This window comes from uncultured Ruegeria sp., assembly GCF_947497005.1.
GTDB lineage: Bacteria > Pseudomonadota > Alphaproteobacteria > Rhodobacterales > Rhodobacteraceae > Ruegeria.
The window spans coordinates 39,784-64,703 of sequence record NZ_CANMFF010000018.1 but is presented as its reverse complement, the minus strand read 5'-3'; the positions used below and the strand labels follow the sequence as shown (position 1 = coordinate 64,703).

The 24,920-nt window shown below is 55.8% G+C and carries 26 protein-coding genes; 17 read left to right on the top strand and 9 right to left on the bottom strand.

Annotation, left to right across the window (positions count from 1 at the left end; translation table 11 throughout):
• The first annotated feature begins 16 nt into the window (after positions 1-16).
• Positions 17-235, top strand: a complete 219-nt coding sequence (locus Q0816_RS20870; RefSeq protein WP_298854268.1) for a hypothetical protein — start codon at positions 17-19, stop codon at positions 233-235.
• Between the two features lie 16 nt (positions 236-251).
• Complete coding sequence (locus Q0816_RS20865; RefSeq protein ID WP_298854267.1) at positions 252-620, top strand: hypothetical protein; 369 nt, start codon at positions 252-254, stop codon at positions 618-620.
• 4 nt (positions 621-624) lie between these two features.
• Here Q0816_RS20865 and Q0816_RS20860 read toward each other — a convergent pair whose 3' ends face one another.
• Complete coding sequence (locus Q0816_RS20860) at positions 625-819, bottom strand: SlyX family protein (protein ID WP_298854266.1); 195 nt, start codon at positions 817-819, stop codon at positions 625-627.
• A 129-nt stretch (positions 820-948) separates the two neighbouring features.
• Here Q0816_RS20860 and hisS point away from each other — a divergent pair, with 129 nt between their 5' ends.
• From hisS to hisG, 3 genes are read left to right on the top strand one after another with little or no spacing between them, the layout of a single operon-like run.
• Positions 949-2,436 (top strand): histidine--tRNA ligase, encoded by a 1,488-nt coding sequence (hisS, locus tag Q0816_RS20855; protein WP_298854265.1) that lies wholly within the window; start codon positions 949-951, stop codon positions 2,434-2,436.
• Positions 2,437-2,439: 3 nt separating this feature from the next.
• Positions 2,440-3,528 (top strand): ATP phosphoribosyltransferase regulatory subunit, encoded by a 1,089-nt coding sequence (locus Q0816_RS20850; RefSeq protein WP_298854264.1) that lies wholly within the window; start codon positions 2,440-2,442, stop codon positions 3,526-3,528.
• Positions 3,525-4,214, top strand: coding sequence for an ATP phosphoribosyltransferase (gene hisG / locus Q0816_RS20845; protein WP_298854263.1), 690 nt, complete (start codon positions 3,525-3,527; stop codon positions 4,212-4,214). Before Q0816_RS20850 ends, hisG begins: the two co-directional genes overlap by 4 nt.
• Here hisG and Q0816_RS20840 read toward each other — a convergent pair whose 3' ends face one another.
• A complete protein-coding gene (locus tag Q0816_RS20840; RefSeq protein WP_298854259.1) occupies positions 4,215-4,646 on the bottom strand; it encodes a DUF1489 domain-containing protein in 432 nt (143 codons plus the stop codon).
• A gap of 121 nt (positions 4,647-4,767) precedes the next feature.
• Here Q0816_RS20840 and Q0816_RS20835 point away from each other — a divergent pair, with 121 nt between their 5' ends.
• The 3 genes from Q0816_RS20835 to Q0816_RS20825 all read left to right on the top strand — a co-directional run bounded on the left by Q0816_RS20835 (position 4,768) and on the right by Q0816_RS20825 (position 8,726).
• Entirely contained in the window at positions 4,768-7,053 is a 2,286-nt protein-coding gene (locus Q0816_RS20835) for an adenosylcobalamin-dependent ribonucleoside-diphosphate reductase (protein WP_298854258.1), read from the top strand.
• A 412-nt stretch (positions 7,054-7,465) separates the two neighbouring features.
• Positions 7,466-7,819, top strand: a complete 354-nt coding sequence (locus Q0816_RS20830) for a hypothetical protein (RefSeq protein ID WP_298854256.1) — start codon at positions 7,466-7,468, stop codon at positions 7,817-7,819.
• Positions 7,770-8,726, top strand: a complete 957-nt coding sequence (locus tag Q0816_RS20825) for an AAA family ATPase (RefSeq protein WP_298854254.1) — start codon at positions 7,770-7,772, stop codon at positions 8,724-8,726. The genes Q0816_RS20830 and Q0816_RS20825 overlap by 50 nt, the downstream gene beginning before the upstream one ends.
• Positions 8,727-8,949: 223 nt before the next feature.
• On the opposite strand, the gene Q0816_RS20820 is transcribed toward Q0816_RS20825, so the two are convergent.
• From Q0816_RS20820 to Q0816_RS20805, 4 genes are all read right to left on the bottom strand, one after another.
• A complete protein-coding gene (locus tag Q0816_RS20820; RefSeq protein ID WP_298854252.1) occupies positions 8,950-9,669 on the bottom strand; it encodes an alpha/beta hydrolase in 720 nt (239 codons plus the stop codon).
• Positions 9,666-11,216 (bottom strand): ABC transporter permease subunit, encoded by a 1,551-nt coding sequence (locus Q0816_RS20815; protein ID WP_298854250.1) that lies wholly within the window; start codon positions 11,214-11,216, stop codon positions 9,666-9,668. The genes Q0816_RS20820 and Q0816_RS20815 overlap by 4 nt, the downstream gene beginning before the upstream one ends.
• Complete coding sequence (locus Q0816_RS20810) at positions 11,213-12,277, bottom strand: glycine betaine/L-proline ABC transporter ATP-binding protein (protein WP_298854248.1); 1,065 nt, start codon at positions 12,275-12,277, stop codon at positions 11,213-11,215. The genes Q0816_RS20815 and Q0816_RS20810 overlap by 4 nt, the downstream gene beginning before the upstream one ends.
• 96 nt (positions 12,278-12,373) lie before the next feature.
• Positions 12,374-13,339 carry a glycine betaine ABC transporter substrate-binding protein gene (locus Q0816_RS20805; RefSeq protein WP_298854246.1) on the bottom strand — a complete coding sequence of 322 codons (966 nt, stop codon included), beginning with the start codon at positions 13,337-13,339 and terminating at the stop codon, positions 12,374-12,376.
• A 267-nt stretch (positions 13,340-13,606) separates the two neighbouring features.
• Here Q0816_RS20805 and Q0816_RS20800 point away from each other — a divergent pair, with 267 nt between their 5' ends.
• Positions 13,607-14,491, top strand: a complete 885-nt coding sequence (locus Q0816_RS20800; RefSeq protein ID WP_298854244.1) for a LysR family transcriptional regulator — start codon at positions 13,607-13,609, stop codon at positions 14,489-14,491.
• Between the two features lie 143 nt (positions 14,492-14,634).
• Here the strand turns inward: Q0816_RS20800 and Q0816_RS20795 are convergent, their stop codons facing one another.
• A complete protein-coding gene (locus Q0816_RS20795) occupies positions 14,635-15,351 on the bottom strand; it encodes an amino acid racemase (RefSeq protein ID WP_298854242.1) in 717 nt (238 codons plus the stop codon).
• A 3-nt stretch (positions 15,352-15,354) separates the two neighbouring features.
• Entirely contained in the window at positions 15,355-16,368 is a 1,014-nt protein-coding gene (locus Q0816_RS20790) for a D-cysteine desulfhydrase (RefSeq protein ID WP_298854240.1), read from the bottom strand.
• A gap of 122 nt (positions 16,369-16,490) precedes the next feature.
• Between Q0816_RS20790 and Q0816_RS20785 the strand changes: the two genes are divergently transcribed.
• From Q0816_RS20785 to Q0816_RS20765, 5 genes are all read left to right on the top strand, one after another.
• On the top strand, positions 16,491-17,393 hold the full coding sequence (locus Q0816_RS20785) for a LysR family transcriptional regulator (RefSeq protein ID WP_298854238.1): 903 nt from the start codon (positions 16,491-16,493) through the stop codon (positions 17,391-17,393).
• A gap of 671 nt (positions 17,394-18,064) precedes the next feature.
• Positions 18,065-18,340, top strand: a complete 276-nt coding sequence (locus Q0816_RS20780) for a nucleotide-binding domain containing protein (RefSeq protein ID WP_298854237.1) — start codon at positions 18,065-18,067, stop codon at positions 18,338-18,340.
• The gene (locus Q0816_RS20775; RefSeq protein ID WP_298854235.1) at positions 18,340-18,966 is read left to right on the top strand and encodes a 4-hydroxythreonine-4-phosphate dehydrogenase PdxA; all 627 of its coding nucleotides are present in this window, start codon (positions 18,340-18,342) and stop codon (positions 18,964-18,966) included. The genes Q0816_RS20780 and Q0816_RS20775 overlap by 1 nt, the downstream gene beginning before the upstream one ends.
• Positions 18,947-19,342, top strand: coding sequence for a PdxA family protein (locus Q0816_RS20770; protein WP_298854233.1), 396 nt, complete (start codon positions 18,947-18,949; stop codon positions 19,340-19,342). The genes Q0816_RS20775 and Q0816_RS20770 overlap by 20 nt, the downstream gene beginning before the upstream one ends.
• Before the next feature lie 87 nt (positions 19,343-19,429).
• A complete protein-coding gene (locus Q0816_RS20765; protein ID WP_298854231.1) occupies positions 19,430-20,377 on the top strand; it encodes a cupin domain-containing protein in 948 nt (315 codons plus the stop codon).
• Between the two features lie 504 nt (positions 20,378-20,881).
• On the opposite strand, the gene Q0816_RS20760 is transcribed toward Q0816_RS20765, so the two are convergent.
• Entirely contained in the window at positions 20,882-21,796 is a 915-nt protein-coding gene (locus Q0816_RS20760) for a LysR family transcriptional regulator (protein ID WP_298854229.1), read from the bottom strand.
• A 135-nt stretch (positions 21,797-21,931) separates the two neighbouring features.
• On the opposite strand from Q0816_RS20760, the gene dctP reads away from it, so the two are divergent.
• The 3 genes from dctP to Q0816_RS20745 all read left to right on the top strand — a co-directional run bounded on the left by dctP (position 21,932) and on the right by Q0816_RS20745 (position 24,903).
• Positions 21,932-22,948 carry a TRAP transporter substrate-binding protein DctP gene (gene dctP, locus Q0816_RS20755; protein ID WP_298854227.1) on the top strand — a complete coding sequence of 339 codons (1,017 nt, stop codon included), beginning with the start codon at positions 21,932-21,934 and terminating at the stop codon, positions 22,946-22,948.
• 72 nt (positions 22,949-23,020) lie between these two features.
• Positions 23,021-23,626, top strand: coding sequence for a TRAP transporter small permease (locus Q0816_RS20750; RefSeq protein ID WP_298854225.1), 606 nt, complete (start codon positions 23,021-23,023; stop codon positions 23,624-23,626).
• Complete coding sequence (locus tag Q0816_RS20745; protein WP_298854223.1) at positions 23,623-24,903, top strand: TRAP transporter large permease; 1,281 nt, start codon at positions 23,623-23,625, stop codon at positions 24,901-24,903. The genes Q0816_RS20750 and Q0816_RS20745 overlap by 4 nt, the downstream gene beginning before the upstream one ends.
• The last annotated feature ends 17 nt before the right edge of the window (positions 24,904-24,920 follow it).

Sequence of the window (24,920 nt, the reverse complement as noted above, 5' to 3'; positions counted from 1 at the left end):
ATGGGAGGACATTGATATGACGATAGCGGGTCTTAAGTTCAGAAAAATCGCATTTGGAGCGGCGGCAGCGATGGCTTTGGTCTCAGCCTCGGCCGGTCTGGCGGATGACAAGAAAAAAGAGAACACGATAAAAGGCGCTGTCATCGGTGCCGGTGTTGGTGCCTTGATCGGCGACGGCAAAGGTGCCGCCGCAGGGGCTGTGGCTGGTGCGCTGATTGGCGCGAATTCCAAATGAAGGGAGGAGCACCGAGATGCGTATGAATCCGTTTATAATAATAGCCGCCGCTGTCATGCTCACAAACCCCGGATTGGCTTTTGCCGACGAGGAGGCTGAACAAATGATGCAGGACGCACTGCCGCTTATGTATCACACCTGCACTTCAGTCATCGAAGAAGCTGATGGGAACAACGAGTATATTTTGGACGTTGTCGGGAAGATGACAGCCCTGTCGCTGTATAACCGCCAGGTCGACATCGAAGCCCATACCAGTTCGGACGAGGAAAAAGCTGCTCTGCGCGAAACTTTTCTGGCTGCCTTGAAAGAAGGTTGTACCGGGGATGAAAATGCCCTGTTGGCTGGCGTCGTGGACAATGCGGTGAAGTCCACGTTGGGGCTCTAAAGCCTCAGTAATGCGGGGGCCGTTCGTCGCCAAAGACAACGCCACCTGATCCTTCCTGCGCGCGTTCTGCCTCGCGCTGCAGCAGCATCTCGATCCGGCGGGTCAGCCGGTCGATTTCGGACTGTTGTTTGGTAACAACTGTGTTCAGCTCTTCGACCGTGCGGGTCAAATGGGCAATCTTTTCTTCCAGATGCTGCATTGGAAACTCCTGTCTTGCGACGGTCATAGCGACCCTGTGCCGCCATGGCCAGAGAAACCCCGCCTTGCCCCGATGCGGGCCATGGGATAGACCGCGCGCGGAACAAGGACACTCCCAAGGACGCCCCACATGGCCAAGCCCAAGAAACAGCCCCGCCCCAAGGCCGTAACGCCGAAAGGGTTCCGTGACTATTTCGGCGAGGAAGTCACGCAGCGCACCGAGATGCTGCGGACGATTGCGGGCGTTTATCATCGTTACGGGTTCGACGCCTTGGAAAGCAGCGCGGTCGAGACGGTCGAGGCACTGGGCAAGTTTCTGCCCGACGTGGATCGCCCGAACGAAGGCGTATTTGCGTGGCAGGAAGTCGACGAGAACGACAAGGGCGATTGGATGGCCCTGCGCTATGACCTGACCGCACCTTTGGCTCGGGTCTACGCGCAACACCGCAACGATTTGCCGACGCCTTATCGCCGCTATGCGATGGGTCCGGTCTGGCGCAACGAAAAGCCGGGGCCGGGGCGGTATCGCCAGTTCTATCAGTGTGATGCGGATACGGCTGGGACGGCCTCGATGGCTGCGGATGCCGAGATCTGCGCGATGCTGTCCGATACGCTTGAGACCGTTGGCATCCCGCGCGGCGACTATCTGGTGCGCGTGAACAACCGCAAGGTTCTGAATGGCGTGCTTGAAGCGATGGGTCTGGGTGAGGATGCCGCAGCCCGCGACAACGTTCTGCGTACCATCGACAAGTTCGACAAGGTGGGTGAGCAGGGCGTGCGCGAACTGCTGACCGAGGGTCGTCTGGACGCTTCTGGTGCGTTCATCGACGGCGTGGGCCTCAGCAACGATCAGGCCGAGCCGGTGATGGCCTTCCTGACCTCGAAAGCCCCCAACACCGCTGGCACGCTAGCCAACCTGCGCGCCGCTGTGGGCGACAGCAAGATCGGCGCGGATGGCATCGCTGAACTGGAGCAGATCGGCACTCTGCTGGATGCGGGCGGCTACGGCGCGGACCGGATCGAGATTGATCCTTCGGTCGTGCGTGGCCTCGGCTACTACACCGGTCCGGTCTATGAGGCGGAACTGACATTCGAGATTTTCGACGAAAAGGGCCGCAAGCGGCAGTTCGGCTCTGTCTCGGGCGGTGGACGTTATGACGATCTGGTCAAACGCTTCACCGGACAGGAAGTGCCTGCGACAGGTATCTCAATTGGCGTCGACCGCCTGCTGGCAGCCCTGCGCGAAAAGGGCCGGATCACCGCGCGGGCAACCGGTCCCGTGGTCGTCACCGTCATGGATCGAGATCGGATGGCCGATTATCAGGCGATGGTCGCGGAACTGCGCAACGCGGGTATCCGGGCCGAGGTCTATCTGGGCAACCCGAAGAACTTCGGCAATCAGCTGAAATATGCGGACAAGCGGAATTCTCCGATTGCAGTGATCGAGGGTGGTGACGAGAAGGCCAGCGGTATCGTGCAGATCAAGGACCTGATCCTTGGCGCGAAGATCGCCGAAAGCGCCACGCTGGAGGAATGGAAGGAACGACCCAGCCAGTTCGAAGTGTCACGCGGTGAACTGATCGCCAAGGTGCGCGAAATTCTGGACAGTCAGGACTGACTCATGCCCAATCGTTCTCAGATACAGGCCCGCGCCGCGATGATGCGGGTCCGGTTCGAAGCGGCGGGCGCGCAGGTGGTCGACACACCTCTGCTGCAACCGGCCGGAACACTGCTGGACCTCTATGGCGAGGATATTCGCGCGCGGGCCTATGTGACCTCGGACGCGCTGCGGGGCGAGCAGATGCTGCGCCCGGATTTCACTCTGCCTGTCGTGCAGATGCACATGAATGAAGGTGCTGAGCCTGCGCGCTATACCTATTCCGGTGAGGTGTTTCGCCGTCAAGAGCATGACCCGGATCGCGCCAACGAATATATTCAGGTGGGATATGAGGTCTTTGACCGGGATGACCCTGCCGGGGCGGATGCAGAAGTGTTCTCGCTTATGGCACTGCAGTTGCGGGGGCTGCCTTTGCGCGCGGCGACTGGGGATATCGGTATCCTGACTGCCGCTGTCAAGGGGCTGCGCACGACAGACCGGCGCAAGGCGGCTCTGATGCGGCACTTGTGGCGGCCGCGCCGGTTCCGTGTTCTGCTCGACCGGTTTGCCGGGCGCAGGGCGACTCTGGAAGGGCGCGACGCGCTGCTGAACGCCGCCGATCCGCTGGCGATAGACGTTCCGATGATCGGCAAGCGCCGTGCAACCGAAATTGAAGCGCGGATTACGGCGCTGCGCGAAGATCGTGACACAGCGCCAATTTCAGATAGTGAATTGGTCGGGCTGGAAACGCTATTGAATGTGCGCGAAACCATGCCTTTTGCGTTGGAACAACTGCGCGATGTGGCAGTGGATCTGCCGCAGATCACGGCAGCTCTGGACCGGTTGGAAAACCGAATAGCTGCACTGCAAGCGCGCGGCGTCGACGTAGAGAGGTTGGACTTCGAGGCCGCCTATGGCCGGACCTCGATGGAGTATTATGACGGTTTTGTCTTTGGCTTTTACGCGGAAGGTCGCCCCGACCTGCCTCCAGTCGCCACCGGCGGGCGATATGACGCGCTGACCCGGCAATTGGGCAATGGGGCCGAAATACCCGCTGTTGGTGGCGTACTGCGCCCCGACCTGATGCTGGAAATCGAGGAGGCCGCAGTATGAACCTGAAGCTGGGCGTGCCCTCGAAGGGCCGGTTGATGGAAAAGACCTTTTCGTGGTTCGAAAAGCGCGGCATTGTCCTGTCACGCAGCGGATCGGATCGGGAATATGCGGGCAAAGTCGAAGGGATCGATGGCGTCTCTCTGATCTTGCTGTCAGCAGGGGAAATCCCGCGAGAACTGGCGGCGGGACGGATTCATCTGGGCGTCACCGGAATCGATCTGGTTCACGAGAAACTGCCGCGCTGGGAACAGCAGGTTGAAGATATCTCGCAGCTTGGTTTTGGCAGGGCAGACCTGATCATTGCAGCACCGGCCTGCTGGGTCGATGTTGATACGCTGGACGATCTGGATGCGGCCGCGGCTGCGTTTCGCAAAACCCACGGTCACAGGATGCGGATTGCCACCAAATACCACCGGCTGGTTCGGGAATTCCTGACCGACGCAGGCGTGGCCGATTACACTCTGGTCGACAGCCAGGGTGCGACCGAAGGCACGGTGATGAATGAAACCGCCGAAGCGATTGCGGATATCACTTCGACTGGTGAAACCCTGCGGGCAAACCACCTGAAGATCCTGTCGGACGGGCTGATCCTGCAATCGCAGGCTACGTTGTGGCGTAGCCGGGTTGCGAAATACAGCACGACAGAAAAATCGGTTCTAACGGAATTTTTGAATCGGTTGCGGTAACTACAGTACGCCAATTTCTGCCAGCGCTTGGTTCAGATCATCGGGCAGGGCGTCGTCCTGCTCGCGGTTCTTGGGCAAGTCTGCGGGGGTGTCTTCAGGCGTGAGATACCGCCATCCCTGAAACGGGCGCTTCAGGGCGGTCTGAGTACGATGTACCTCAGGGTCGAGCACAATAGCACAACGGCGGATACCGTCCTCTCCGATCACCTCATCCAATCGCAGGATGCGCTGACGACATTGAACCACGCCTTTGACGACCCAATAGATTGATCCGCCGTTCAAAATCTCGGTTTCGCGTTTGGGCCACATGCGCGTGACATGACGCGGACAACCATCTTCGTAAAGCGGCTTGCGGCTATCCTGCCAGGCAATCAGCGTGTCGACGCTCTCTGATCCGACCGAAAGTTTTATGAGATTTACGTAGTTATCCACAGAGTCGCCCCCAAGCACTGGCTCATATAGTAGGTCATCGCGTGCTGAGATCAAAGAGTAGTGGCAAACAATAGCGGATTTGGTCTATCTTGTATGTCTCTTAGATTAACAGGAATCACCAATGAGCCGCTTTGCCGCCCCCATCGCCGAGCAGATCTGGGATATGAAATACCGCTTCAAACAGGCGGATGGCACCCCCATTGATCAGACGGTTGAAGACAGTTGGCGGCGCATCGCCCGCGATCTGGCACGGGTCGAAACAGACCCGACGCATTGGGAGGGAAAGTTCTACGAGGCGCTTGAGGATTTCAAATACCTACCCGCCGGGCGCATTACAGCGGGCGCTGGCACTGCTCGGCAAGTCACCTTGTTCAACTGCTTTGTCATGGGCACCGTGCCAGACAGTATGGGCGGTATTTTCGACATGTTGAAAGAAGCCGCGCTGACCATGCAGCAGGGCGGGGGTATCGGGTACGACTTCTCAACCATTCGCCCGCGTGGGGCCGATGTGAAGGGCGTCGCGGCAGATGCTTCGGGTCCGCTGAGCTTTATGGATGTCTGGGATGCCATGTGTCGGACAATCATGTCCGCAGGCTCGCGCCGTGGAGCGATGATGGCGACCATGCGCTGTGACCATCCGGATATCGAACAGTTCATCACTGCCAAGTCCGACCCGGCCCGTCTGCGTATGTTCAACATGTCGGTACTGGTGACCGATCCTTTTATGGAAGCCGTGAAAGCTGACGGCTCGTGGGAACTGGTCTTCGACGGCAAAGTCTATCACACCGTTCAGGCGCGCGATCTGTGGAACAAGATCATGCAGGCCACTTATGATTACGCCGAGCCGGGCGTGATCTTTATCGACCGGATTAACCAGGCCAACAACCTGAGCTATGTCGAAACCATCGCGGCCACGAATCCGTGCGGCGAGCAGCCTTTGCCGCCTTATGGTGCGTGCCTTCTGGGTTCGATCAACATGGCGCGCTTGGTGGCCGAACCATTCGAGGACGCCGCGCACTTGAATGAAGAAGCCCTGCAGGAGCTTGTCGCCACGGCCGTTCGGATGATGGACAACGTTGTTGATGCATCCAAGTTCCCTTTGCCGGAACAGGCTTCCGAAGCGCAGGCTAAACGTCGTATCGGTCTGGGCGTGACCGGATTGGCGGATGCTCTACTCATGCTGGGCCTGCGTTATGGGTCCGACGAAGCGGCGCGTCAGACCGAGCGCTGGTTGCACGCAATCGCCCGCGCCGCGTATCTGGCTTCAGTCGAACTGGCGAAGGAAAAAGGGGCGTTCCCTTTGTTCGACGCCGAGAAATACCTGACCAGCGGCACGATGCAGCAGATGGATGACGATGTGCGCGAAGCCATCCGCGAACATGGTATCCGCAACGCCTTGCTGACCTCGATTGCGCCGACGGGAACGATCTCGCTTTATGCGGGTAACGTGTCTTCGGGGATCGAGCCGGTTTTTGCCTATGCCTATACCCGTAAGGTACTGCAGAAAGACGGTTCTCGTACCGAGGAAGAGGTTATGGATTATGCTGTTCAGTTGTGGCGGGACAAGTTCGGCGAAAAGAATTTGCCGGACTACTTCGTCAATGCGCAGACGCTGTCTCCATCCGATCACGTCAAGATGCAAGCCGCAGCACAGAAATGGATCGACAGTTCGATTTCCAAGACCATCAACTGCCCCGAGGATATCAGCTTTGACGCCTTTAAGAGTGTCTATATGCAGGCTTGGGATCAGGGCTGCAAAGGCTGCACGACCTATCGCCCGAACGATGTGACCGGGTCGGTGCTGACCGTTTCTGAAACCGCGGACACTGCGCCGGGTGAAAGCGCTGCAGCGCCGCATGAGGTCGATGGCGGCGAAGTTATTTACATGTCCGAACCGCTCGACCGCCCGCAATCGCTGGAAGGCTCCACGTATAAGCTGAAGTGGCCTGATAGCGAACACGCGATCTATCTGACCATCAACGATATCGTCATCGGAGGGCGCCGTCGCCCCTTCGAAGTTTTCATCAATTCGAAGAATATGGAGCACTACGCTTGGACGTTGGCTCTGACCCGAATGATTTCGGCGGTGTTCCGGCGGGGTGGTGACGTGTCTTTTGTGGTCGAGGAACTTAAGGCGGTATTCGATCCCCGCGGTGGTGCCTGGGTCAAAGGTAAATACATTCCTTCAATCCTGGCGGCGATTGGCGGTGTAATTGAGCAGCACATGGTCGCGATCGGGTTCCTGGAAGGCGAGGGAATGGGGCTGAAGTCTGACCCACAGGCGCAGGTCGTCAACATGGATGCGCCGCGCGGTAAGGCGTGCCCTTCGTGTGGTCAGTTTGACATGGTAATGATCGAAGGCTGCATGACGTGCCGAAGCTGTGGACATTCTAAATGTGATGGGTGAAGCCCTAAGTAAGTTGTTGTGAACCGCCAGGCAATACGAACCCATTTCGGCGGTTTTGGCGCCCATAAACAAGGTCATTAGCGCCCACAACTCGCAAACCTAAGGATTTATAGGGAAACAAGGCGCCGGATCGTTGATCAACGGCGCCTTGATTTTTTGCGAGATTGGGAGTGAACGCAGAAGTCTTACGAGAATTGATGGCAACAAGCTTCAGAAAGCGATGACTACCGCGACTGCCGTCAATGTCCGAGTTGTGCAGTAAGCGGAATTTGCAAATTTGGTGAACGGCCCAAAGCGATAGTCCGAGTGTATTCTTGATTTCGTTGTGCCGTCCGTTGAAGGAGACATTCAACAATTGTACTTAGAAGTCATAGTCCTCATGAAGAGATTTTAAAGGTTAGGAAATTTGCAGATGAGTTTTGCGTCAAGGAAAAAATGTGACTTTCAGCTGCACACGCCGCGCGACCCTAATTGGCAGGGCGAGCGGCCTGTCGGGCTCGGAGACGAAACTGAGAACGGACCTGCAACGCAAGAGCAAGTGGATAATATGAGCCTAGACTGGGCGCGAATGTTCATTGACCGCTGCGTTGCACGTGGTTTGGAAGCAATCGCCATCACTGATCACCATGAGATGGTGATGTTCTCATACGTCAAACAAGAAATAGCACAACGCAAAGGACGCAATCCCCAACCATCGCAGGCATTTGATTGTGCATATGGATGGGAAGGTATTGCCGCTGTCTTCACTGGGCACTGGAATCCATGAGGTCATTTTGATCGCAGCGTTCTGTACCATTCATCAGGGTAAAATCATCTGCCTGGAAGAACCCGAAATCCATCTGCACCCTGTTATTCAACGCAAATTGATCCAGTACCTGAAGCACAACACAGAAAATCAGTACTTCATTGCGACTCATTCGGCAGCGTTTATTGATACACCAGATGCCTCAGTTTTCCACGTGCGCAATGATGGCGAGCAGACCTTTGTGGAAGCGGCGATAACAAAGGAAAAGCAGCGCAAGATTTGTGACGATCTGGGGTATCGTGCTTCAGACATTTTGCAGGCCAATGCGGTTATCTGGGTCGAGGGGCCTTCGGACAGGATCTACGTTAGGCATTGGCTTAAGGCGTATGATGATCGTTTGATTGAAGGTGTGCACTATTCAATTATGTTCTATGGCGGCGACCTTTTGAACCATTTGAGTGCCGATGACAGTGCAATCGATGACTTTATTGGTCTGCGAAACCTTAACCGTAATACTGCAGTTGTTATTGATAGCGACAAAGACAATCCGCGATCAAAACTGAAACACGCGGCAAATCGTATAAAGGATGAATTGTCCAAGGGCGAGGGGATTGTCTGGATTACAAAGGGACGCGAAATCGAGAACTACGTCCCACATGAGCAATTGCAAAAGGCCTTGAAGGCGCGTCACCCGCAAATCTACGGTTCACCATCTGCTGGTGGCCCCTATGATCATTCTTTCTATTTTGAGCGCAGGGTCGCGAAGCTCGGAGCAAATAAGACTTGCAAAGCTGGCGACAAAGTTGGAGCGGCAAAAATCGTTTACAGTCAGAACGATACCGTCGACTTTGAAATTCTCGATCTAAAAAAACGAATAACTGAATTGGCGCAGATGGTAGCAAGTGCCAATGGAATGGCCTCACTGTGAAATAGTCTAGAGTTCAAAGGTCACTTTCCTTCAAACGTCACGGAGAGCCCATTGCTGCCGTCGACCGAGCTTCGGTCTTTTGCATGTGCGGCACGTAGCAAACCGCACATTCCGGACGTTCAAAACCAGATTGCTAACAGCGGGTGAGCGGGACGAAACAGACTTTCGCCGTGATAGCGTCAATGACAGCTTGATTGCACACAGCGTCCACATCGACACCACATCAGATCGAAAAGAAATCCTTTAATACACTGTTAAAGAGCCAAGGCTTTTCCAGATGCGCAGCATGGGCGCATTCCGGCATAACCAGAAGGTTGGCGTTGGGAATGGATTGCCACAATTGTTCGGTCTGGCTCCATGAGTAGGTTCGATCACGGTCACCCCAGACTACCAGTGTTCTGGCCTCGATATTCTCCAGGTGCTTGACACCACTCCAGTTCTCCATCGCGTCTAGCCCATTTAGCATGGTCGGCAATCTGCATTGCTCGGCGATGGCGGCACAGTCTTTGTAGCCATCGGCATATTCCCGAGTTAGAAACCAGGTCGCTGCGATCCGTCTGGCGGTGGCCTGTGGTCCGTCCGATTGAGCGCGGCGTTTGGATGTACCGATGGTCTCGAACCTGCCCGGAAGGATTCCTGTGGCGCCGGTGCCGTAGAGCACTAATCGCCCTATTCTCTCCGGCGCGCGCGCCACCATTTCTTGCACGACCATCCCGCCCATCGAATGGCCGACTAGGTTAAAACGCCCGATGCCGCGCGTGCTCAGTTGGCCCAGGACCCATTCAGCATAGTCGCCAATACTGTCCAGCGCTTCCCAACAAGCATTTTCGCCAAATCCCGGCAAATCTAAGCTGATGATCTCGTGCCCGACTGCTGAATCGGCCTGCCCCTGCCATTGCCGGCTTCCGCCCATGAAGCCATGCACAAAAACGACCGGTGTCATTTGCGCCCGCCCTGCACGATACGATCAAGGATCATGGCGCAGAACAGGATCGAGAAGCCAGCGAGTATACCCTGTCCGACGTTGGCATATTGCAATGCTTCCAGGACATCTTCACCCAATCCCTTGGCCCCGATCAACGAAGCCACGACTACCATTGCCAGTGACAGCATAATTGTCTGATTGATCCCGGCGCGGATCGATGGGGACGCCAGAGGAAGATCAACCTTGGTCAACAGATACCATTTATTAGCACCAAAGCTGATTGCCGCCTCACGCACGCTTTCGGGCACACCCCGCAAGCCCAGGACGGTCAAACGCACTACTGGGGTGCCACCAAAAATCATAGTGACAACCACCGCTGCCGGTTTGCCGACACCAAAAAATGCGATTACCGGGACCATGAAGACAAAGGCAGGCATAGTCTGCATAAAATCCATGATCGGCTGGATAAAGGCGTAAAAACGTGGGCGGCGTGCGGCGAACATGCCCAAGGGAATCCCTATGACAATGGACAGACAGGCCGCCGTACCCAATAGGGCCAGCGTTGTCATCGCCCCCTCCCAAAACCCCAAAAGCCCCATATAGGCCAGAAAAGCCCCCGAATAGATGGCCGTGCGGATGCCTGCCGTGAGCCATGTCAAAAGCACGATCAGGCTGGCAATCACGATCCACGGCGTCTGAACCAGGATGACCTCAAGCGCGTCAAGAAGCGCGCGAATGCCAAAGGTCAACCCGTCGAAAAACGCCTCGCTGTTGCGTACACACCAAGCGATGAAGTCTTCGACCCCTTGGATGCTGGTCAGGCGAATTGCCGGATCGGTGGGAAAATGGCTGAGCAGGGAAAAACGGCCCGGAAAGCTGTAGTGCAGCATTGCGGCGGTGACGATCAGCAACATGAAAACCGCGCTAAACACAATATGAGTGATAGGCATTGCCGACCGGATCGAACGATCCGACATCCAATCGGAAAACCGCGCCTCAAGCGCCCAATTGGCCATTATGGATTGCACTGCTTTAACCAGCAACAAGATCACGATCCCGGTTAGAACGATCATAGGGCCTTGGGCGGCAAGCGCATCGGCTTCGGCCCGGATGCCACCGATGTTTTGTTCAAGGGATTCGACTGTGCGCTGATAGACGTCGATCTTGTCCGAGCCGCTCTCGATTGCTGCGGCAAGCTGTTTGCGGCGCAGCTCAAGTGTGCCTTCAATGGATGCTATACGCTGCATGGCGTCGGCGGCCAGTTCCCCAAACAAACCACGCGCGATCTGAACAAAGCCCAGGGTTTCAAGGATCAGGAACGGCAGCGCCCAGCTCCACAACCCACGCGCGCCGAACCAGATAGGACCGAATATTCCAGCCATAACGTTGAAGGTCGGTGTGAAGCGGGACGAGGCACCGATCTTATCAAAATTCCGTATATAGTAATCCGGGCTGGTGCGGACAAAGGCACGGATGTTGTCGCGGCGTTCCTCGGCATAAGCAAGGGCAGCTTCGCTTTCAGTGTCTTCAAGTGGGTTGACGCCAAGATCGTTGAGTTCGCTCATGATACTTCTGTCCCTTCGATCACGGTGCGCAGCAAGTCGGCGCGTGTGATGATGCCAATGTCCCTGTCGCCGTCCTGCACGAGTATGGGTTTTGGGTCGTCAATCGCCATGTTGATCAGATTGCTAAGGGTTTCGCTTTCTTCGACCCGTGGAGCATCGCTGTGAACCGGTCCGTTGGCGGCGGTATATTGTTCAAGCGGTTGCATTACGGCGTGGGCATGCACGACTTTAAGCCGCGAAATCCCGGCGACAAAATCGGCAACGTAGTCATCTGCGGGATTCATAACGATATCTTCAGCGGTGCCGATCTGTACCATCTTGCCGTCGCGCATGATTGCTATCCGGTCACCGATACGAACCGCTTCATCCAGATCATGGGTGATGAAGATCGTGGTCTTTTTCAAAATTTTGGACAGGCGAATAAACTCGTCCTGCAACTGGCGCCGGATCAGAGGGTCAAGAGCCGAAAATGGCTCGTCCATCAATAGAACATCTGGGTTTGCTGCCAGGGCGCGGGCCAAGCCGACACGCTGTTGCATGCCGCCTGACAATTCATGAGCAAATTTTGATCCCCAAGCGCCCAGCTCAACGATATCGAGAATGGCTGCCGCCTGTCGCATACGCTCGTTCTTGGCAATCTGGCGGATTTCCAGAGGCATCGCCACATTGTCCAAAACCGAACGGTGCGGCATCAGGGCAAAGTTCTGGAACACCATGCCGATCTTTCGGTTACGAAATTCCTGAAGCTCTTTCGGGCCAAGGGCCATGACATCGGTGCCCTCGATTTCGATTTTACCTGCCGTAGGCTCCAAAAGGCGGTTGAAATGGCGGACCAGCGTGGATTTACCACTGCCCGACAGCCCCATAATGCAAAAGATTTCGCCACGGTTCACCGACAAGCTGACATCGGCGACGCCAACCACCGCGCCCAGCTCTGCCAGAATCTCGGCCTTGCTGAGGCCTCGGTCACGGATCGCCTGCAACGCGACTTGAGGGTTCGCGCCGAAAATCTTCCAGACATTCGAAATTTCGACAACGGTATCGGCCGGTTCAGAGGACATGCGAGACATCTCAAAGTTTGAGGGGCAAAAGCGAAAAGGGAAAGAAGCCGACACCGAATGGTATCAACGGTGTCGGCATGATTAACAGAGACCGGATCAGAGGCCCAACCAAGCGTCGACCCGGTCGGGATTGGCTTCAACCCACTCACGGGCAACCTCTGCTGGATCACGGCCCTTGCCGCTGATTTCATAGGCGAAACCGCTGACGTCATCAGCAGTCAGAGCAAAGTTGGCAAAGAATTCCGCAATCGCAGGTGAGCGATCTTCAAGCGAATTTGACCATGCAATCTGAACGTTCTTCAGAGCGTCCTTGGTGGCAACCGAGGACTTGCTGTACCAATCAGGGTCATCTGACGGCTGAACCATCACGTATTTGGCCGGATCAAAGGTCGGCTCGGTCAGCATCTGGACGTCGAACATGTACCAAACCGCGTGTGGTTTATAGCAGTAGAAAGCATAACCTTCGCCTTTAGCGATACTGTCCTTGATGCGCGCGGTCTTGACGCTTTCTTCGGCACGGATCGGATCGATGAAATCAAGAAGGCCATAGTCACGGGTCTTAACCTCGTTGACATTGGCCGAAGCCCAACCGGGGGCGCCAATCCAAATCTCACCCTTGCCGTTGCCATCGCTATCCATCGCTGAGGCGACGTCCGGGCGGCCCAGATCAGCAATATCGGTGATGTTCATCTTATTGCCGAAATCCTGCGAAACGCAGAAGCCCTGGTTTCCTTCATAGGGGTTCGACGACAAGGTTACGGTACCCGCTTCGTCAACGTATTTCTTGGTGAAACTTTCCTGATTCGGCAGCCAGACATCGGGGTGCACATCAATGTCTCCCTTGCCCTGATCCATCGCCTGGAAAATCGTCGCGTTGTTGCCCGGTACGTATTCAACCTGACCACCGATGCGCGTTTCAACCACAGCACCCAGAAGATGGGCAATCGCCTGTGCGCCAGTCCAGGAGGGCACGCCGATTTTGACCTCTTCGGCGGCGAGAGCAGGCATCGCAAACGCGCCGACTGCAGCCGCCAGACCCAGTGTTTTCAGTTTGGTTCTCATGGTAGTCTCCTCTGTTGAGATGCGCCGTGTTCCGACGTCAGTTTTTTGATCTCTTTGTGCCTCCAACTCATGGCTTTGATCGGAAAGCAATTACCTCCTCATGGCTGTTGGACAGTGGTCCGATGCAAGGCCGGGCCTTCGATTCCTGCTTGAAAGTCTAGAGCAAAGCGATTTCCGCAGGCCAATTCGAACATTTCATCAAACTATTCCAACATTGCATAGTTATGATTACACTCGTCACCCACAGCAGACAGACAGGGACGCACAATGGATTTGAATTGGCTCCGTGACTTTGAATGCCTTGCCCGAACCCTGAATTTTACCCGGGCGTCGGACGAGAGGAACATCACGCAATCGGCTTTCAGCCGAAGAATCAAAGCCTTGGAAAACTGGGTTGGACTTCCTTTGGTTAATCGTGCCACCTATCCTGTGCGTTTGACCGACGCCGGAGAACAGTTTCTGCCGGTGGCCTTGGATGCGATTTCACAACTGTCCGAGACCCGTCAATCGTTACGGGATGCGGATCGCGGGGACAGCCGGTTCATCCGGTTTTCGGTACTTCACACAATTTCAGTCAATTATCTCGCAACGCGAATTGAAGAACTGCAGCTGCAAATCCCCGAATTGCGCACACGTGTGGTGTCTGATTCCCTCAGCACTTGCTGCGAGCTTCTTGTTGAAGGTGCGGTCGACGTTTTGCTGTGCTACTATCACCATTCAGTCTCGCCATTGATCGATGAGGCGGCATTCGAAAGAAAAGACCTACTGATAGACCGCCTTGTCCCTGTCGCCGCCGCTGAAACAGCCCGGGCCAACGGGTGGGATCTTGGCAAGACAGACGGCCCGCCCATTCCACATCTGGCGTATGAGCGATCATCGTTTTTGGGAATGGTGGTTGAGAACACAGTCGAACGGCAAATGCTGAATGCCGAGACGATCTATGTCGATGGATTGGTCGAAACGATCAAGCGGCGGCTTTTGAAAGGCAGTGGATTTGCCTGGATGCCAGAAACTGCGATTTCGACCGAACTTGCCGATGGAGTGCTGGTGCCGGTTGGCGACGATACGTGGTGCACCTCTTTAACTATATCTGCCCTGTCGAACCCTGATGCCCTTGATGCGACCGCACGCAAATTGTGGGACCTGCTTTAACGGAACTGCATATTACGCGCTGTTGTTTCGGCGGGCAGCGGTGATGAGAATTTCAACATTGAGCCCATGACGCGCTCATGCAGCTTCGACGCAGGCTAATTCGGCGCCCGGTGAACGGTTGGAATCAAGCAGGCATTCGTTCGCTACCCAATGTCTTTGGAGCTGTCGACCGTTGCCGCCTCGATGATAGCCTGGACCAAGAGGTCGACTGTATCGCTGACGTTGGCATCCCCAGCGACACTGTCGGAAACAAGCGAAAATTCTGAGCAGGCGATGATTTGCAGGTCCGCTCCGGCGCTGACAAGATCTTTCGAAGCTGCAAACACCGAGTCACGGGCACATGTGCAGGGACCCTTGGCCTTGATCGTACGGATGGCCGCCAGCAGGGCATCGTCTTTCGCAGGCCAGACAACAGACAGCCCGCGTTCTGAAAGAGCGGTATCGAAAAGTCGGGTGTGGCGTACCGCGGGTGAGGCAAGCATGCCGACACAGCCTCCGGCTCCAAGCTTTTGTGCGGCGTGATCCGCCGCCAACTCGACCATGTTTAGCAAGGGGATGTCCACTGCTGCTGTGATTGCCCCGGTATAGTGATGCGCAGTGTTACAGGGCATCGCCAGAGCCTTGGCCCCGGCTGTTTGAAGCCGACGCGCCATAGTTGCCAGAGTGTCCCCTGGATCAATGCCTGTCCCCTCGATCAGGTGGGCAATCCGCGACGGGACCTGCGGATTCATATCGATCAAAAGGGGAATGTGGTCGTTGTCATCTCGCGCCGGGACGGCCTCCACCAACTTGCGTTGGAGGAGGATTGTCGCCTCGGGGCCCATGCCGCCGAGTATGCCTACAGGACGTAGCGCGCCCATGGCTTAGATATGAACCCAGCGATTTGCGTGGTCGAAGGCAAATTCGTAGCCGCCCAGGGCCGCCGCGCCACCGGTATGAAGGAATACAACCCGCTGATCCTTGAATTCTCCCTTGCGAGCAAGGTCGATTAGGCCCGCTGCGCCCTTAGCCGAATAGCAGGGGTCAAGCAGAATGCCTTCCAACTCGGCGAACATCCGGATCGCCTCAATGCCGCTTTCCGTCGGCAACCCGTAGCCTTCGCCAACATAATCGGTATTGGCCATCACGTCTTCACGCTTGACGATGCCAGCGCAGCCCAGCTTTTCTGCTGTTTTGCAGGCAAGATCATAAACCATCTGTTCCTGTTTGGCTTGCGGTGCCCGCGTGCCTATGCCCAGAACAGGGACCATGGAATTCATCGCGCACATGCCCGTGACCAGCCCGGCCTGAGTGCCTGAAGACCCTGTCGCATGTACCAGCCGATCAATCCGAAGACCCCGCTCATTAGCCTGAGACAAAAGTTCGAAGGCTGCATTTACGTAACCAAGCGCACCAGTCGGGTTTGAGCCACCGCCAGGGATAACGTAAACGTTGCGTCCTTCGGCACGCTTCTTCTCGGCGGCGTTCTGCATTTCTTCAACCATGTTGTGTCCACCGGGAAACTTCTCGGTTGTGGCACCATGCAGGTGATCCAGCAGGACGTTGCCGTTGGTGTTGTAGTTCCCGTCCTGATAGCCAGTCCTGTCCTCGAGTAGGATATGACAATCAAAACCCAGCTTGGCCGCGAAAGCAGCGGTCTGGCGGCCATGATTTGTCTGGGTCGCGCCTTGCGTCATCACCATGTCGGCGCCCTGTTCCTCGGCCTCGGCCATGAGGAATTCAAGCTTTCGGGTCTTGTTGCCGCCCGTGGACATGCCAGTGCAATCGTCGCGTTTGATCCAGATTTCACAACCCAACTCTTTGGAAAGCCGTTTCATCGGCTCAAGCGGTGTGGGCAGATGGGCAAGATGCAGCCGGGGAAAGCGGGCGAGATGCATAAGAAGACTCCTAATTTTGGCTTTCCTCAACTTATCCGTCTAAAATTGCGGTTCCTAATGCGAAATACCGATCATATATTGCAAGAATTGCAAGTTATTGTGGGATGCAATATCTGTGTTCCATGCGACTTGAATGGATAGACGATATCTTAGCTGTGCTTGATGGCGGCTCCTTGGCGCGTGCGGCAGAAAAACGGTTTCTGACGCAGTCGGCCTTTACTCGCCGGGTGCGGCTCATTGAAGACAGCATAGGCGCGGCACTGTTTGATCGCCGCCGCAAACCGGTTACCCTGTTGCCCGGCGTGCGGGCGCTTGAGCCCGAGTTACGTGATCTCAGTGCAAGAATGCACAAATTGCGCCAAACCATGCAGACCGCAAGCGATCAGGCTTCGAAATCACTGGGTTTTGTCTGTCAGCATGCGCTGACCACCACAGTGTCGCCGCAGGTGGTTCTGGCGTTGAGTACGGATGGTAACGTTTTGACACGGGTGCGTTCGGGCAACCAGGATGAATGTCTGATGCATTTGATCTCCAGAGAGGTCGATTTTGCGATCATGTATGCGCTTCCAGGTGATGATACACCCGTACCGTTTAATGCCTTTGAAACGGTGGATCTTGGAACGGACCTTTTGATCCCGGTTGCAACGCCGAACGGCCGCAACAAGGCCAATTCAGCGGTTCTTCCAACGATTAGCTACCCGTCAGAGGTCTTTTTGGGGCAGGTTTTCGCCCGGATGATCAATCCGCGCCTGCCCAAGGACACCACCGTGTCAATAGTCGCCGAAACCGCCCTGACACTGGCGGTGTTGCAACTGGTGCTAACGGATATTGGGGTTGCCTGGTTGCCGCACTCCTTGATTGTCGAACACCTTTCACAAGGGCGGTTGGTGCGGATCGACGACGTCTTACCTTCGCAACTTCTGATCATTCGCCTGGTACGTCTCCGCGAGGCGCAGTCCGAGCATGCTGAACGGGCATGGCAGCGTCTTGCACAACATCTACAACTCCCGACAGTCGGAAACTGACGATCGAGTAGACGAGAAATTTCGTTGGGCAAGATGTACGTCAGAACACCGGGATTGTCGGCGCAACAAATGGAACTAATAGGAACGGATAATAGAGGTCGAAAAATTCGGATGAATGTATGGCAATACTTCGCTGAAAAGTACAAAAACTTGGGTTACCTGGAGCGCCCTGAACAAACGCGCAGAAATGCGGCGAATAAATGGAGCTGTATCATTTTGACAGTGGGTGTTCTCCCGGCCAGGGCTAAAGGTTTGAATGTCTGAATCGTAATGGTTTGCGCCCATTCGTTCACACCGCAGAAGCCGTTAGTTTGGGCTCGAAACAGTCATTTGCTGCACCAGGCCTGAATGACGGCTCTGTGGACCAAGCGCCATTTCGCTGCACAAGGCTTCAAAGTCCGGTGAAGACGCATCAAGACCGCCGTGCCCGGAACCTGGGGCGGGTACCGGACATTCGCCGCAGACGCGCAGACTTCAGAACGACGGGCGGAGAGCAGTCGTTCGCGGCGTGGATGGCTAGGGTCAGTTTGGGGGTTACGCCGCGAGCAGGTTCAAGTCGTCGGGTCCGTTGTAGACGACATCAAGGTATTGGTTGTCCGGCGCGACTCGCGCTGAGGTTATGCCCCGCGACATCATGATGAGCGGCTCGACTTTCTTCTCCCGCGCAGGCTTTGGCGGAGCTGGTAGATCACGCGACAGATCATGTCGAAGGATGTGACGTCCTGATTGCGACCGGCGGCCACACAATGGAGGCGATGCTGAACCGGATTGGTGTTCGGCAGTTCACCCTTGCGGGTGAGCTTGAACCAGGTTTTCCGTTGGGGATCGCCACGCTGTCCGACGGACGCAAATCAACTCTCGGTATGAAAGCCGGCGGCTTTGGCGACGATGACACTCTGCTGCGCGCTGCTGATCTGCTTTGCTCCCGATCCGAGAGGGCAATCTGATGACCAACCAAGGCAAACCATTGGCCATCACCATGGGAGATCCGTCCGGGATCGGCCCAGAGATCATCGTGAAGGCTCTTGTAGCTCAACCTGACGCCCGAGCCGTGGTGTTTGGCTGTCCCAAAGTGATGAAACGGGCAATCGATACCATCGGAACAGACCATACCGTGCGCCCTTTGCAGTGCGTGCGGGAGGCCAGGTTTGCCCTTGGTGTGATCGAGGTTCTCCGCGCCGGCAACCTGACCGATCTTCCACCCTTTGGACAAATTTGTGCTGACAGCGGACAGGCTGCCATTGATGCCATCCAGCGGGCCATCGCTTCTGCGTTGGATGGTCAGATGTCCGGTATTGTCGCGGCTCCGATCCACAAGGAGGCGCTGTCCCAAGCCGGAATCAAGTATCCCGGGCACACTGAGATGCTGGCCGATTTTGGCGGGGCGGAGCGCGTGGCAATGCTGCTTGGCAACGACGAGATCCGCACGGTCCTCGTGACCATTCACTGCTCGCTTTCGGACGCGATCAAGGGCGGTAACTTCGAGGCGCAGATGGCGGCAATCCGGCTGGCCCATGAGGGCGCCACCGCCTTGGGATACGACGGGGCCGCGCGTGGCAGTTGCAGGCCTTAACCCGCATGCCGGGGAAGGTGGGCTGTTTGGCAGGGAAGAGATTGAGATCATCACGCCTGCAATCAAGGCAGCTCAGGCGGAAGGGATCAACGCCTCCGGACCTTGGCCCGGCGACACGGTGTTCATGATGGCGCGCCAGGGCGAGTTCGATATTGTCGTGGCACAATACCACGATCACGGGCTGATCCCCGTCAAATACATGGGACTGGAGAAAGGGGTGAACATCACCCTTGGTCTACCCTTCGTTCGCAACAGCCCCGATCATGGCACCGCATTCGATATTGCCGGAACTGGCAAGGCCGATGCCGCCAGCCTTCTGACCGCCATGAGTTATGCCAGCAAACTGGTATCTGCCCAAAGTAGAGGAAAAGCCTGATGGGACTTCGTTTTGTTTTCATGCTCACCCGCAATGGCAAGACGGTTGAGGATGCCGAACAGCACCTGAAAACAGCGCTTGCTGCCGGTGTGCATCACATCGGATTTCAAGGACGTAGGCCTGCCCTTTGAGCGGCTGAAGGAGCTGAAAGCGGCGATCAAGGCCGGTGGAGCCACCAGCTATCTTGAAGTGGTTTCCCTGGACAAGGAAAGCGAGATTGCCTCAGCCAAAGCCGCTGTGGAGATCGGTGTCGATATCCTACTGGGCGGCACGAACGTGGATGCGGTTCTGCCTGTTCTGGCGGGCACCGACATCAAGTATTTTCCGTTCCCAGGCTGGATCGAGGGCCACCCCAGCGTGCTCGCGGGCAGTATCGACGAAGTGGTCGACGGTGCGGTAGAATTGGCTGCGCGAGAGGGTGTTCACGGACTTGATTTGCTGGCTTATCGCTCGACCGAGAATGTTACTGGGTTGATGGCGGCTGTCTGCGCAGCGGAGAACAAGCCGGTGATCATGGCGGGCTCCATCGGGTCGCGCGAACGGATCGAGATCGTACGTCGCTCTGGCGCAGCTGGTTTTACCATCGGCACAGCCGCGCTGGATGGGGATTTTCCTGCCGACAGCCCGGAGTTGGAAACCCAGTTGCGATCGATCCAACGGGATGTGGCCGGGGTGAACAACCATCTGTCGCCGCACGCGCCCAAGAATCTCGATGCGGCCTTTGCCTCCTTTTCGGACACCTGGAGCCCGCGTGTCGCCGGGCAGGTTAACGACATGGCGATCAAATTGGCGAAATTCGAAGGTGTGTTCGTCTGGCATCATCACGAAACGGAAGACGAGATGTTCTTTGTTCACAAAGGGCGACTGCTGATGAAATTCCGTGATCGGGATGAGGTGATCAACGAGGGCGAGTTCATCATCGTCCAGCACGAGGTGGAGCATTGCCCAGTCGCATTGGATGGGACCTGTGAGGTGCTGTTGGTAGAGCCAGCAACAACAGTGAGTACCGCAACGCTGTGGACCCCCACCGCGTGACCAATCTGGCACTGGTATGAGCTTCTTGGGGATTTCCATGCCTTCACCCGCCTACCTCGACGGGCTACCGAACATTCACTGTGACGGCCTCGGAGGGCGGCTTTGGGCCGCTCACACCTGAGCGAGGTCGGGCAATCGAAAAGATGCCACGATAGCTCCGGTGGCAGCAGTGAGCCCATACTGCAAGTTTAGGTTTTTCGCTGCGTGTGCTCGTTACAGGGAAAATGCCACATCAGCGAGAAAATTGGTGCCGCCGTGCAGCAGACGAAACGGCCATTCTTACAAACTGCAGCGAGGATTGGGCTCTAAATTCACTGGTTGCAGACAAAGCCGCCAATTGGCTGGAATGTACCAATGACCAGGTTTTGACCCAAGGATTTATCGAGCCGATTTATGAAAAGATCCTACGAACACATACTTTTCTTGATCAATGCAGTACAAACAAACGGCGGCTTGTCGTTTCAAATCGGACCACAAAAAAGAGATGGCAAGTAGTGACCACTTTCAAATTTCAGCATTTTGTGACGAATTGTTTGCCCTGCAAGACCAAAGCACATCTTCCACAAAGAGTTCGACCGCCCGTCTGTGCAGGCTTGTAGCCCTCGTCGCGAGAAAGAATGTCGAGGTCCAGTGTAACCGATTTGGCGCAAGCTCTCTGAGTGATCCGTTTTGCCCCCGGCTTTCCACAAAGTGAACCGGCAGAGGCCCCAGATAGTGACCGGTTTCGACAAGTGTCGCCATCGCCTCCATATTCGCGACGATAGCCTTTGGGTCGTTGGATTGGAGTTCCGGTGACACCAGCATGCTGTAGGATCTTTGACATATCTGATATTGTGAAATGAGATCGAGTTCGATCTGGTCATTGGGCAAGTTGTAAAGCGGATGATCGCGACCACAATATAGCCGATGCTCTTCCTGACACAGCTCGGTGTAGGTCAACTCCACGACCTGATTGCGGAACGGGGCTATCGCCACATGCAAATCGCCGGTGATCAGACGCTGCGTTAGTTCTGTTGGTGAGGCGACAATAATCTCCAAACGTACTTCGTTCGGTCGGTCCAAAAACCGTTTTAACGATTGTTCCAGTTTCAGATCGGCAAGTGTATTGACGGCGTCCACAATTCCGATCCGCAGATCGCCGGTTGTGACATCTCGAAGCTCTAACAGCTCGGCATCGAAGTCCCGTGCACTGCGCAGGATGTCTTTGGCTTTGCCATAGGCGATCTCACCCCGTTCCGTGAGGCGAAATCCACCGCGCCCGCGTTCGCACACCCGATAGCCAAGCGCCGCTTCCAAATCGCGGATTCGAATGCTGATAGCGGATTGAGTGATGCCCAACGCAAACTGTGCATCCGTGAAGCCGCCGCAATCTACGACCGCCACAAAGGTCTCGAGAAGTGTATTTCTAAGCAGTTTCATAAGCCTATCCTCTGCAACACTAATACACAAAAATATTTCATGTGAACATAAGTAAGACGGTATTTTTTTATGGAAATATTCGTGATGTGATCCTTCTCAGAGGCGAAAAACAAAGCGAAATGGGAGGACATTCGCGTGACATTTTCTTTAATCAAAATGAAGACAACCGCAGCCGCAGCGCTGCTGACACTGGCACCGCTTGGCGCGTTGGCCGAAGACTGGAAATTCGCCATCGAGGAAATTCCAGGCTCGATAATGGATGCCTATGCGCAAGAGTTCAAATCGCGAATCGAAGCCGCCACCGACGGCGAGGTGACCGTGACCGTCTATCCGATGGGCACGTTAGGTACACCGACGGAAACTGTCGAACAGGCCGCTGATGGCGTCATCCAGTTCACCAATGTGTCGATCGGCAATCTGGGTACCATTGTCCCCGAAAGCCAGGTGTTCCTGCTGCCCTACTTGCTGCCATCCGATCCGGCGGCCATCTCGAACATTCTCGGCAGTTCGGAAACCATCTATGGCCCGCTGAACGAGGATTTTCGCAAGCGTGGTCTGGAGGTTATGACCATGTATTCCGAAGGGCCGCAGGTCTGGACCACCAACCGTGAGATCCGCTCGCCCGAGGATTTCGACAACTTCAAGATGCGCGTGATGGTGTCGCCGATCCTGCTGGAAACCTACAAGAACATGGGTGCCAGCCCGACACCGCTGCCGTTTGGCGAAGTTTTCGGTGCGTTGCAACTGGGTGCGGTCGACGGTCAGGTTAACCCGATCCCGACCATTGAGGAAATGAAGTTTTACGAAGTCACCAGCCATCTGATCTGGGCCGGTGAGCAGGAACTTGTTACCACCGTCGTAGCTGGATCGGACTGGTTCGAAACCCTCAGCCCCGACCGTCAGCAACTGGTACGTGACACCATGTCTGACATGACCGGTTTCATCGACGGTGTTGTCACCGACTTCAATCAGCAGCGTCTGGACATCATCAAGGAAGCCAAGCCTGACATCGGTCTGGTTGTCCTGACCGAGGAAGAGCGTGACGTCTTCCGCGATCAAAGCACCGGTACCGCTGCTGCCTATGTCGAAATCGTGGGCGACCGTGGTCAGGACTTGCTGGACGCGCTGCAAGCGGAACTGACGGACAACTGATCCTACCCAAACCACTCGATCAACACATCCTCACGCGCCTTGCGTGTGAGGGTATTCAAAAGGGGGGACATCATGCAAAGCGGTACTGCCATGCCTTTCGGCTTTCTGGGAAAGATCGACGCCGTTATCGGACGGATCGAAGTCTGGATCCTGGGCTGGGGGGTTATCCTGATGGCCGTGAACACCATCGCCAACGTCTTTGGCCGGTATGTGTTCAACCAGTCCATCTATTTTTCTGAGGAACTGAACGAGTTCCTGATCGTCATCGTCACCTTCATGGGGCTGGGATATGCCACCCGCAAGGGTATCCATATCCGCATGTCGGCCATTTACGATGCTCTGCCGATCAAAATGCGCAAGGGGTTGATGGTTGTAATAGCGGCCACCACGGCAGCCGTGATGGCGGTACTGGCCTGGTTTGCGCTGGAATATGTTCAGAAAGTTGCCTCACGCGGGCGGATCACACCGGCACTGCAACTGCCGCTTTACCTGACTTATGTCTGGGTGGTGATTGGTCTTGCCCTGACGTCATTCCAATACCTGCTGACGGCAATCCGAAATCTGAATTTCGCCGAGGAAGAGGTCTACGTCTCGTATCTGGAAATCGACAGCTATGAAGACCCTGAAACGGCCGCCGCAATCAAGAAATTCGAAGAATCATCGGAGGAGGGCAAATGACTGAATTGATGCTTGCTGTTATGATTGTCCTGCTTCTGGCGGGCTTTCCAATGAAAATGCCGCTGATCTCGGCAGCTGTGCTGGGTTTCCTTGTCTATTTCCCCAACATGAACATGCAGATCCTGATCCAGCAGATGATCGGAGGCGTGAAACCTGCCGCGCTGATCGCGGTGCCGATGTTCATTCTGGCCGCCGATATCATCACGCGCGGCCATTCCGCCAACAGGTTGATTGATCTGGTGATGAGCTTCATGGGCCATATCAAGGGCGGGCTGGCGATTTCCGTCACCTCCGCCTGCGCACTGTTTGGTGCTGTCTGTGGCTCGACCCAGGCCACCGTTGTGGCTATTGGCGGAGCGATGCGGCCTAGAATGCTGAAATCAGGCTATAGCGACAGTTTCTCGATTGGGCTGATTGTCAACGCCGCCGACCTCGCTTACCTGATCCCGCCGTCCATAGGCATGATCATCTACGGAGTGGTCTCGGGCACGTCGATCTCGCAACTGTTCATCGCGGGTATCCTGCCAGGTCTGCTGATCGTGGTGCTGTTCTCGGCCTATTGCATGTTCTATGCCTATCGGCACGACATTCCAGTGCTACCACGTGAAGGCTGGGTGCAGCGCTTTACCGCCCTACGCAAGGCGCTTTGGCCCATGGGTTTCCCGGCTATCATCGTCGGCGGCATTTATGGCGGTGTCTTTTCGCCGACCGAAGCAGCCGCGATCTGTGTGCTCTATGCTGTCGTGCTTGAGGTGGTGATCTTCCGCTCGATCAAGGTAGGTGACCTGTTCGATATTGCATTGTCCACCGGGGCCATCACGTCGGTCGTGTTCATCCTGATCGCGGCAGGCGCGGCGTTCAGTTGGACGCTCAGCTTCGCGCAGGTGCCGCAAGCAATCATCGAAAGTCTTGGGCTGAAAGATGCTGGTCCGCTAATGACGCTGATCGCCGTCAACATCGCCTTCTTCGTTGGCTGCATGTTCGTAGATTCCATCGTGGTGATTCTGATCCTGGTGCCAATCTTTGCACCTATGATCAAAGCTGCGGGTCTTGATCCGGTGTTGGTTGGTGTATTGATCACTTTGCAAGTCGCCATCGGTGCCGCAACACCGCCCTTTGGCTGCAACCTGTTCACCGCCATTGCTGTATTCCGTCGCCCCTTTATCGAGGTCGTGCGCGGTGTACCGCCATTTCTTGTCATTCTGCTGCTCGTAACCGGGTTGCTGGTGGCCTTCCCCCAAATCGCCTTGTTCCTTCCGGAACTGGCCTATCGCTAAACCACAAGAAACGGAGA

Bases quoted from the DNA above. Each gene is read 5' to 3' on its own strand.
- Q0816_RS20870 (WP_298854268.1), top strand. From the start codon at position 17: ATGACGATAGCGGGTCTTAAGTTCAGAAAAATCGCATTTGGAGCGGCG.
- Q0816_RS20865 (WP_298854267.1), top strand. From the start codon at position 252: ATGCGTATGAATCCGTTTATAATAATAGCCGCCGCTGTCATGCTCACA.
- Q0816_RS20860 (WP_298854266.1), bottom strand. From the start codon at position 819: ATGCAGCATCTGGAAGAAAAGATTGCCCATTTGACCCGCACGGTCGAA.
- hisS (WP_298854265.1), top strand. From the start codon at position 949: ATGGCCAAGCCCAAGAAACAGCCCCGCCCCAAGGCCGTAACGCCGAAA.
- Q0816_RS20850 (WP_298854264.1), top strand. From the start codon at position 2,440: ATGCCCAATCGTTCTCAGATACAGGCCCGCGCCGCGATGATGCGGGTC.
- hisG (WP_298854263.1), top strand. From the start codon at position 3,525: ATGAACCTGAAGCTGGGCGTGCCCTCGAAGGGCCGGTTGATGGAAAAG.
- Q0816_RS20835 (WP_298854258.1), top strand. From the start codon at position 4,768: ATGAGCCGCTTTGCCGCCCCCATCGCCGAGCAGATCTGGGATATGAAA.
- Q0816_RS20830 (WP_298854256.1), top strand. From the start codon at position 7,466: ATGAGTTTTGCGTCAAGGAAAAAATGTGACTTTCAGCTGCACACGCCG.
- Q0816_RS20825 (WP_298854254.1), top strand. From the start codon at position 7,770: ATGGATGGGAAGGTATTGCCGCTGTCTTCACTGGGCACTGGAATCCAT.
- Q0816_RS20820 (WP_298854252.1), bottom strand. From the start codon at position 9,669: ATGACACCGGTCGTTTTTGTGCATGGCTTCATGGGCGGAAGCCGGCAA.
- Q0816_RS20815 (WP_298854250.1), bottom strand. From the start codon at position 11,216: ATGAGCGAACTCAACGATCTTGGCGTCAACCCACTTGAAGACACTGAA.
- Q0816_RS20810 (WP_298854248.1), bottom strand. From the start codon at position 12,277: ATGTCCTCTGAACCGGCCGATACCGTTGTCGAAATTTCGAATGTCTGG.
- Q0816_RS20805 (WP_298854246.1), bottom strand. From the start codon at position 13,339: ATGAGAACCAAACTGAAAACACTGGGTCTGGCGGCTGCAGTCGGCGCG.
- Q0816_RS20800 (WP_298854244.1), top strand. From the start codon at position 13,607: ATGGATTTGAATTGGCTCCGTGACTTTGAATGCCTTGCCCGAACCCTG.
- Q0816_RS20795 (WP_298854242.1), bottom strand. From the start codon at position 15,351: ATGGGCGCGCTACGTCCTGTAGGCATACTCGGCGGCATGGGCCCCGAG.
- Q0816_RS20790 (WP_298854240.1), bottom strand. From the start codon at position 16,368: ATGCATCTCGCCCGCTTTCCCCGGCTGCATCTTGCCCATCTGCCCACA.
- Q0816_RS20785 (WP_298854238.1), top strand. From the start codon at position 16,491: ATGCGACTTGAATGGATAGACGATATCTTAGCTGTGCTTGATGGCGGC.
- Q0816_RS20775 (WP_298854235.1), top strand. From the start codon at position 18,340: ATGACCAACCAAGGCAAACCATTGGCCATCACCATGGGAGATCCGTCC.
- Q0816_RS20760 (WP_298854229.1), bottom strand. From the start codon at position 21,796: ATGAAACTGCTTAGAAATACACTTCTCGAGACCTTTGTGGCGGTCGTA.
- Q0816_RS20750 (WP_298854225.1), top strand. From the start codon at position 23,021: ATGCAAAGCGGTACTGCCATGCCTTTCGGCTTTCTGGGAAAGATCGAC.
- Q0816_RS20745 (WP_298854223.1), top strand. From the start codon at position 23,623: ATGACTGAATTGATGCTTGCTGTTATGATTGTCCTGCTTCTGGCGGGC.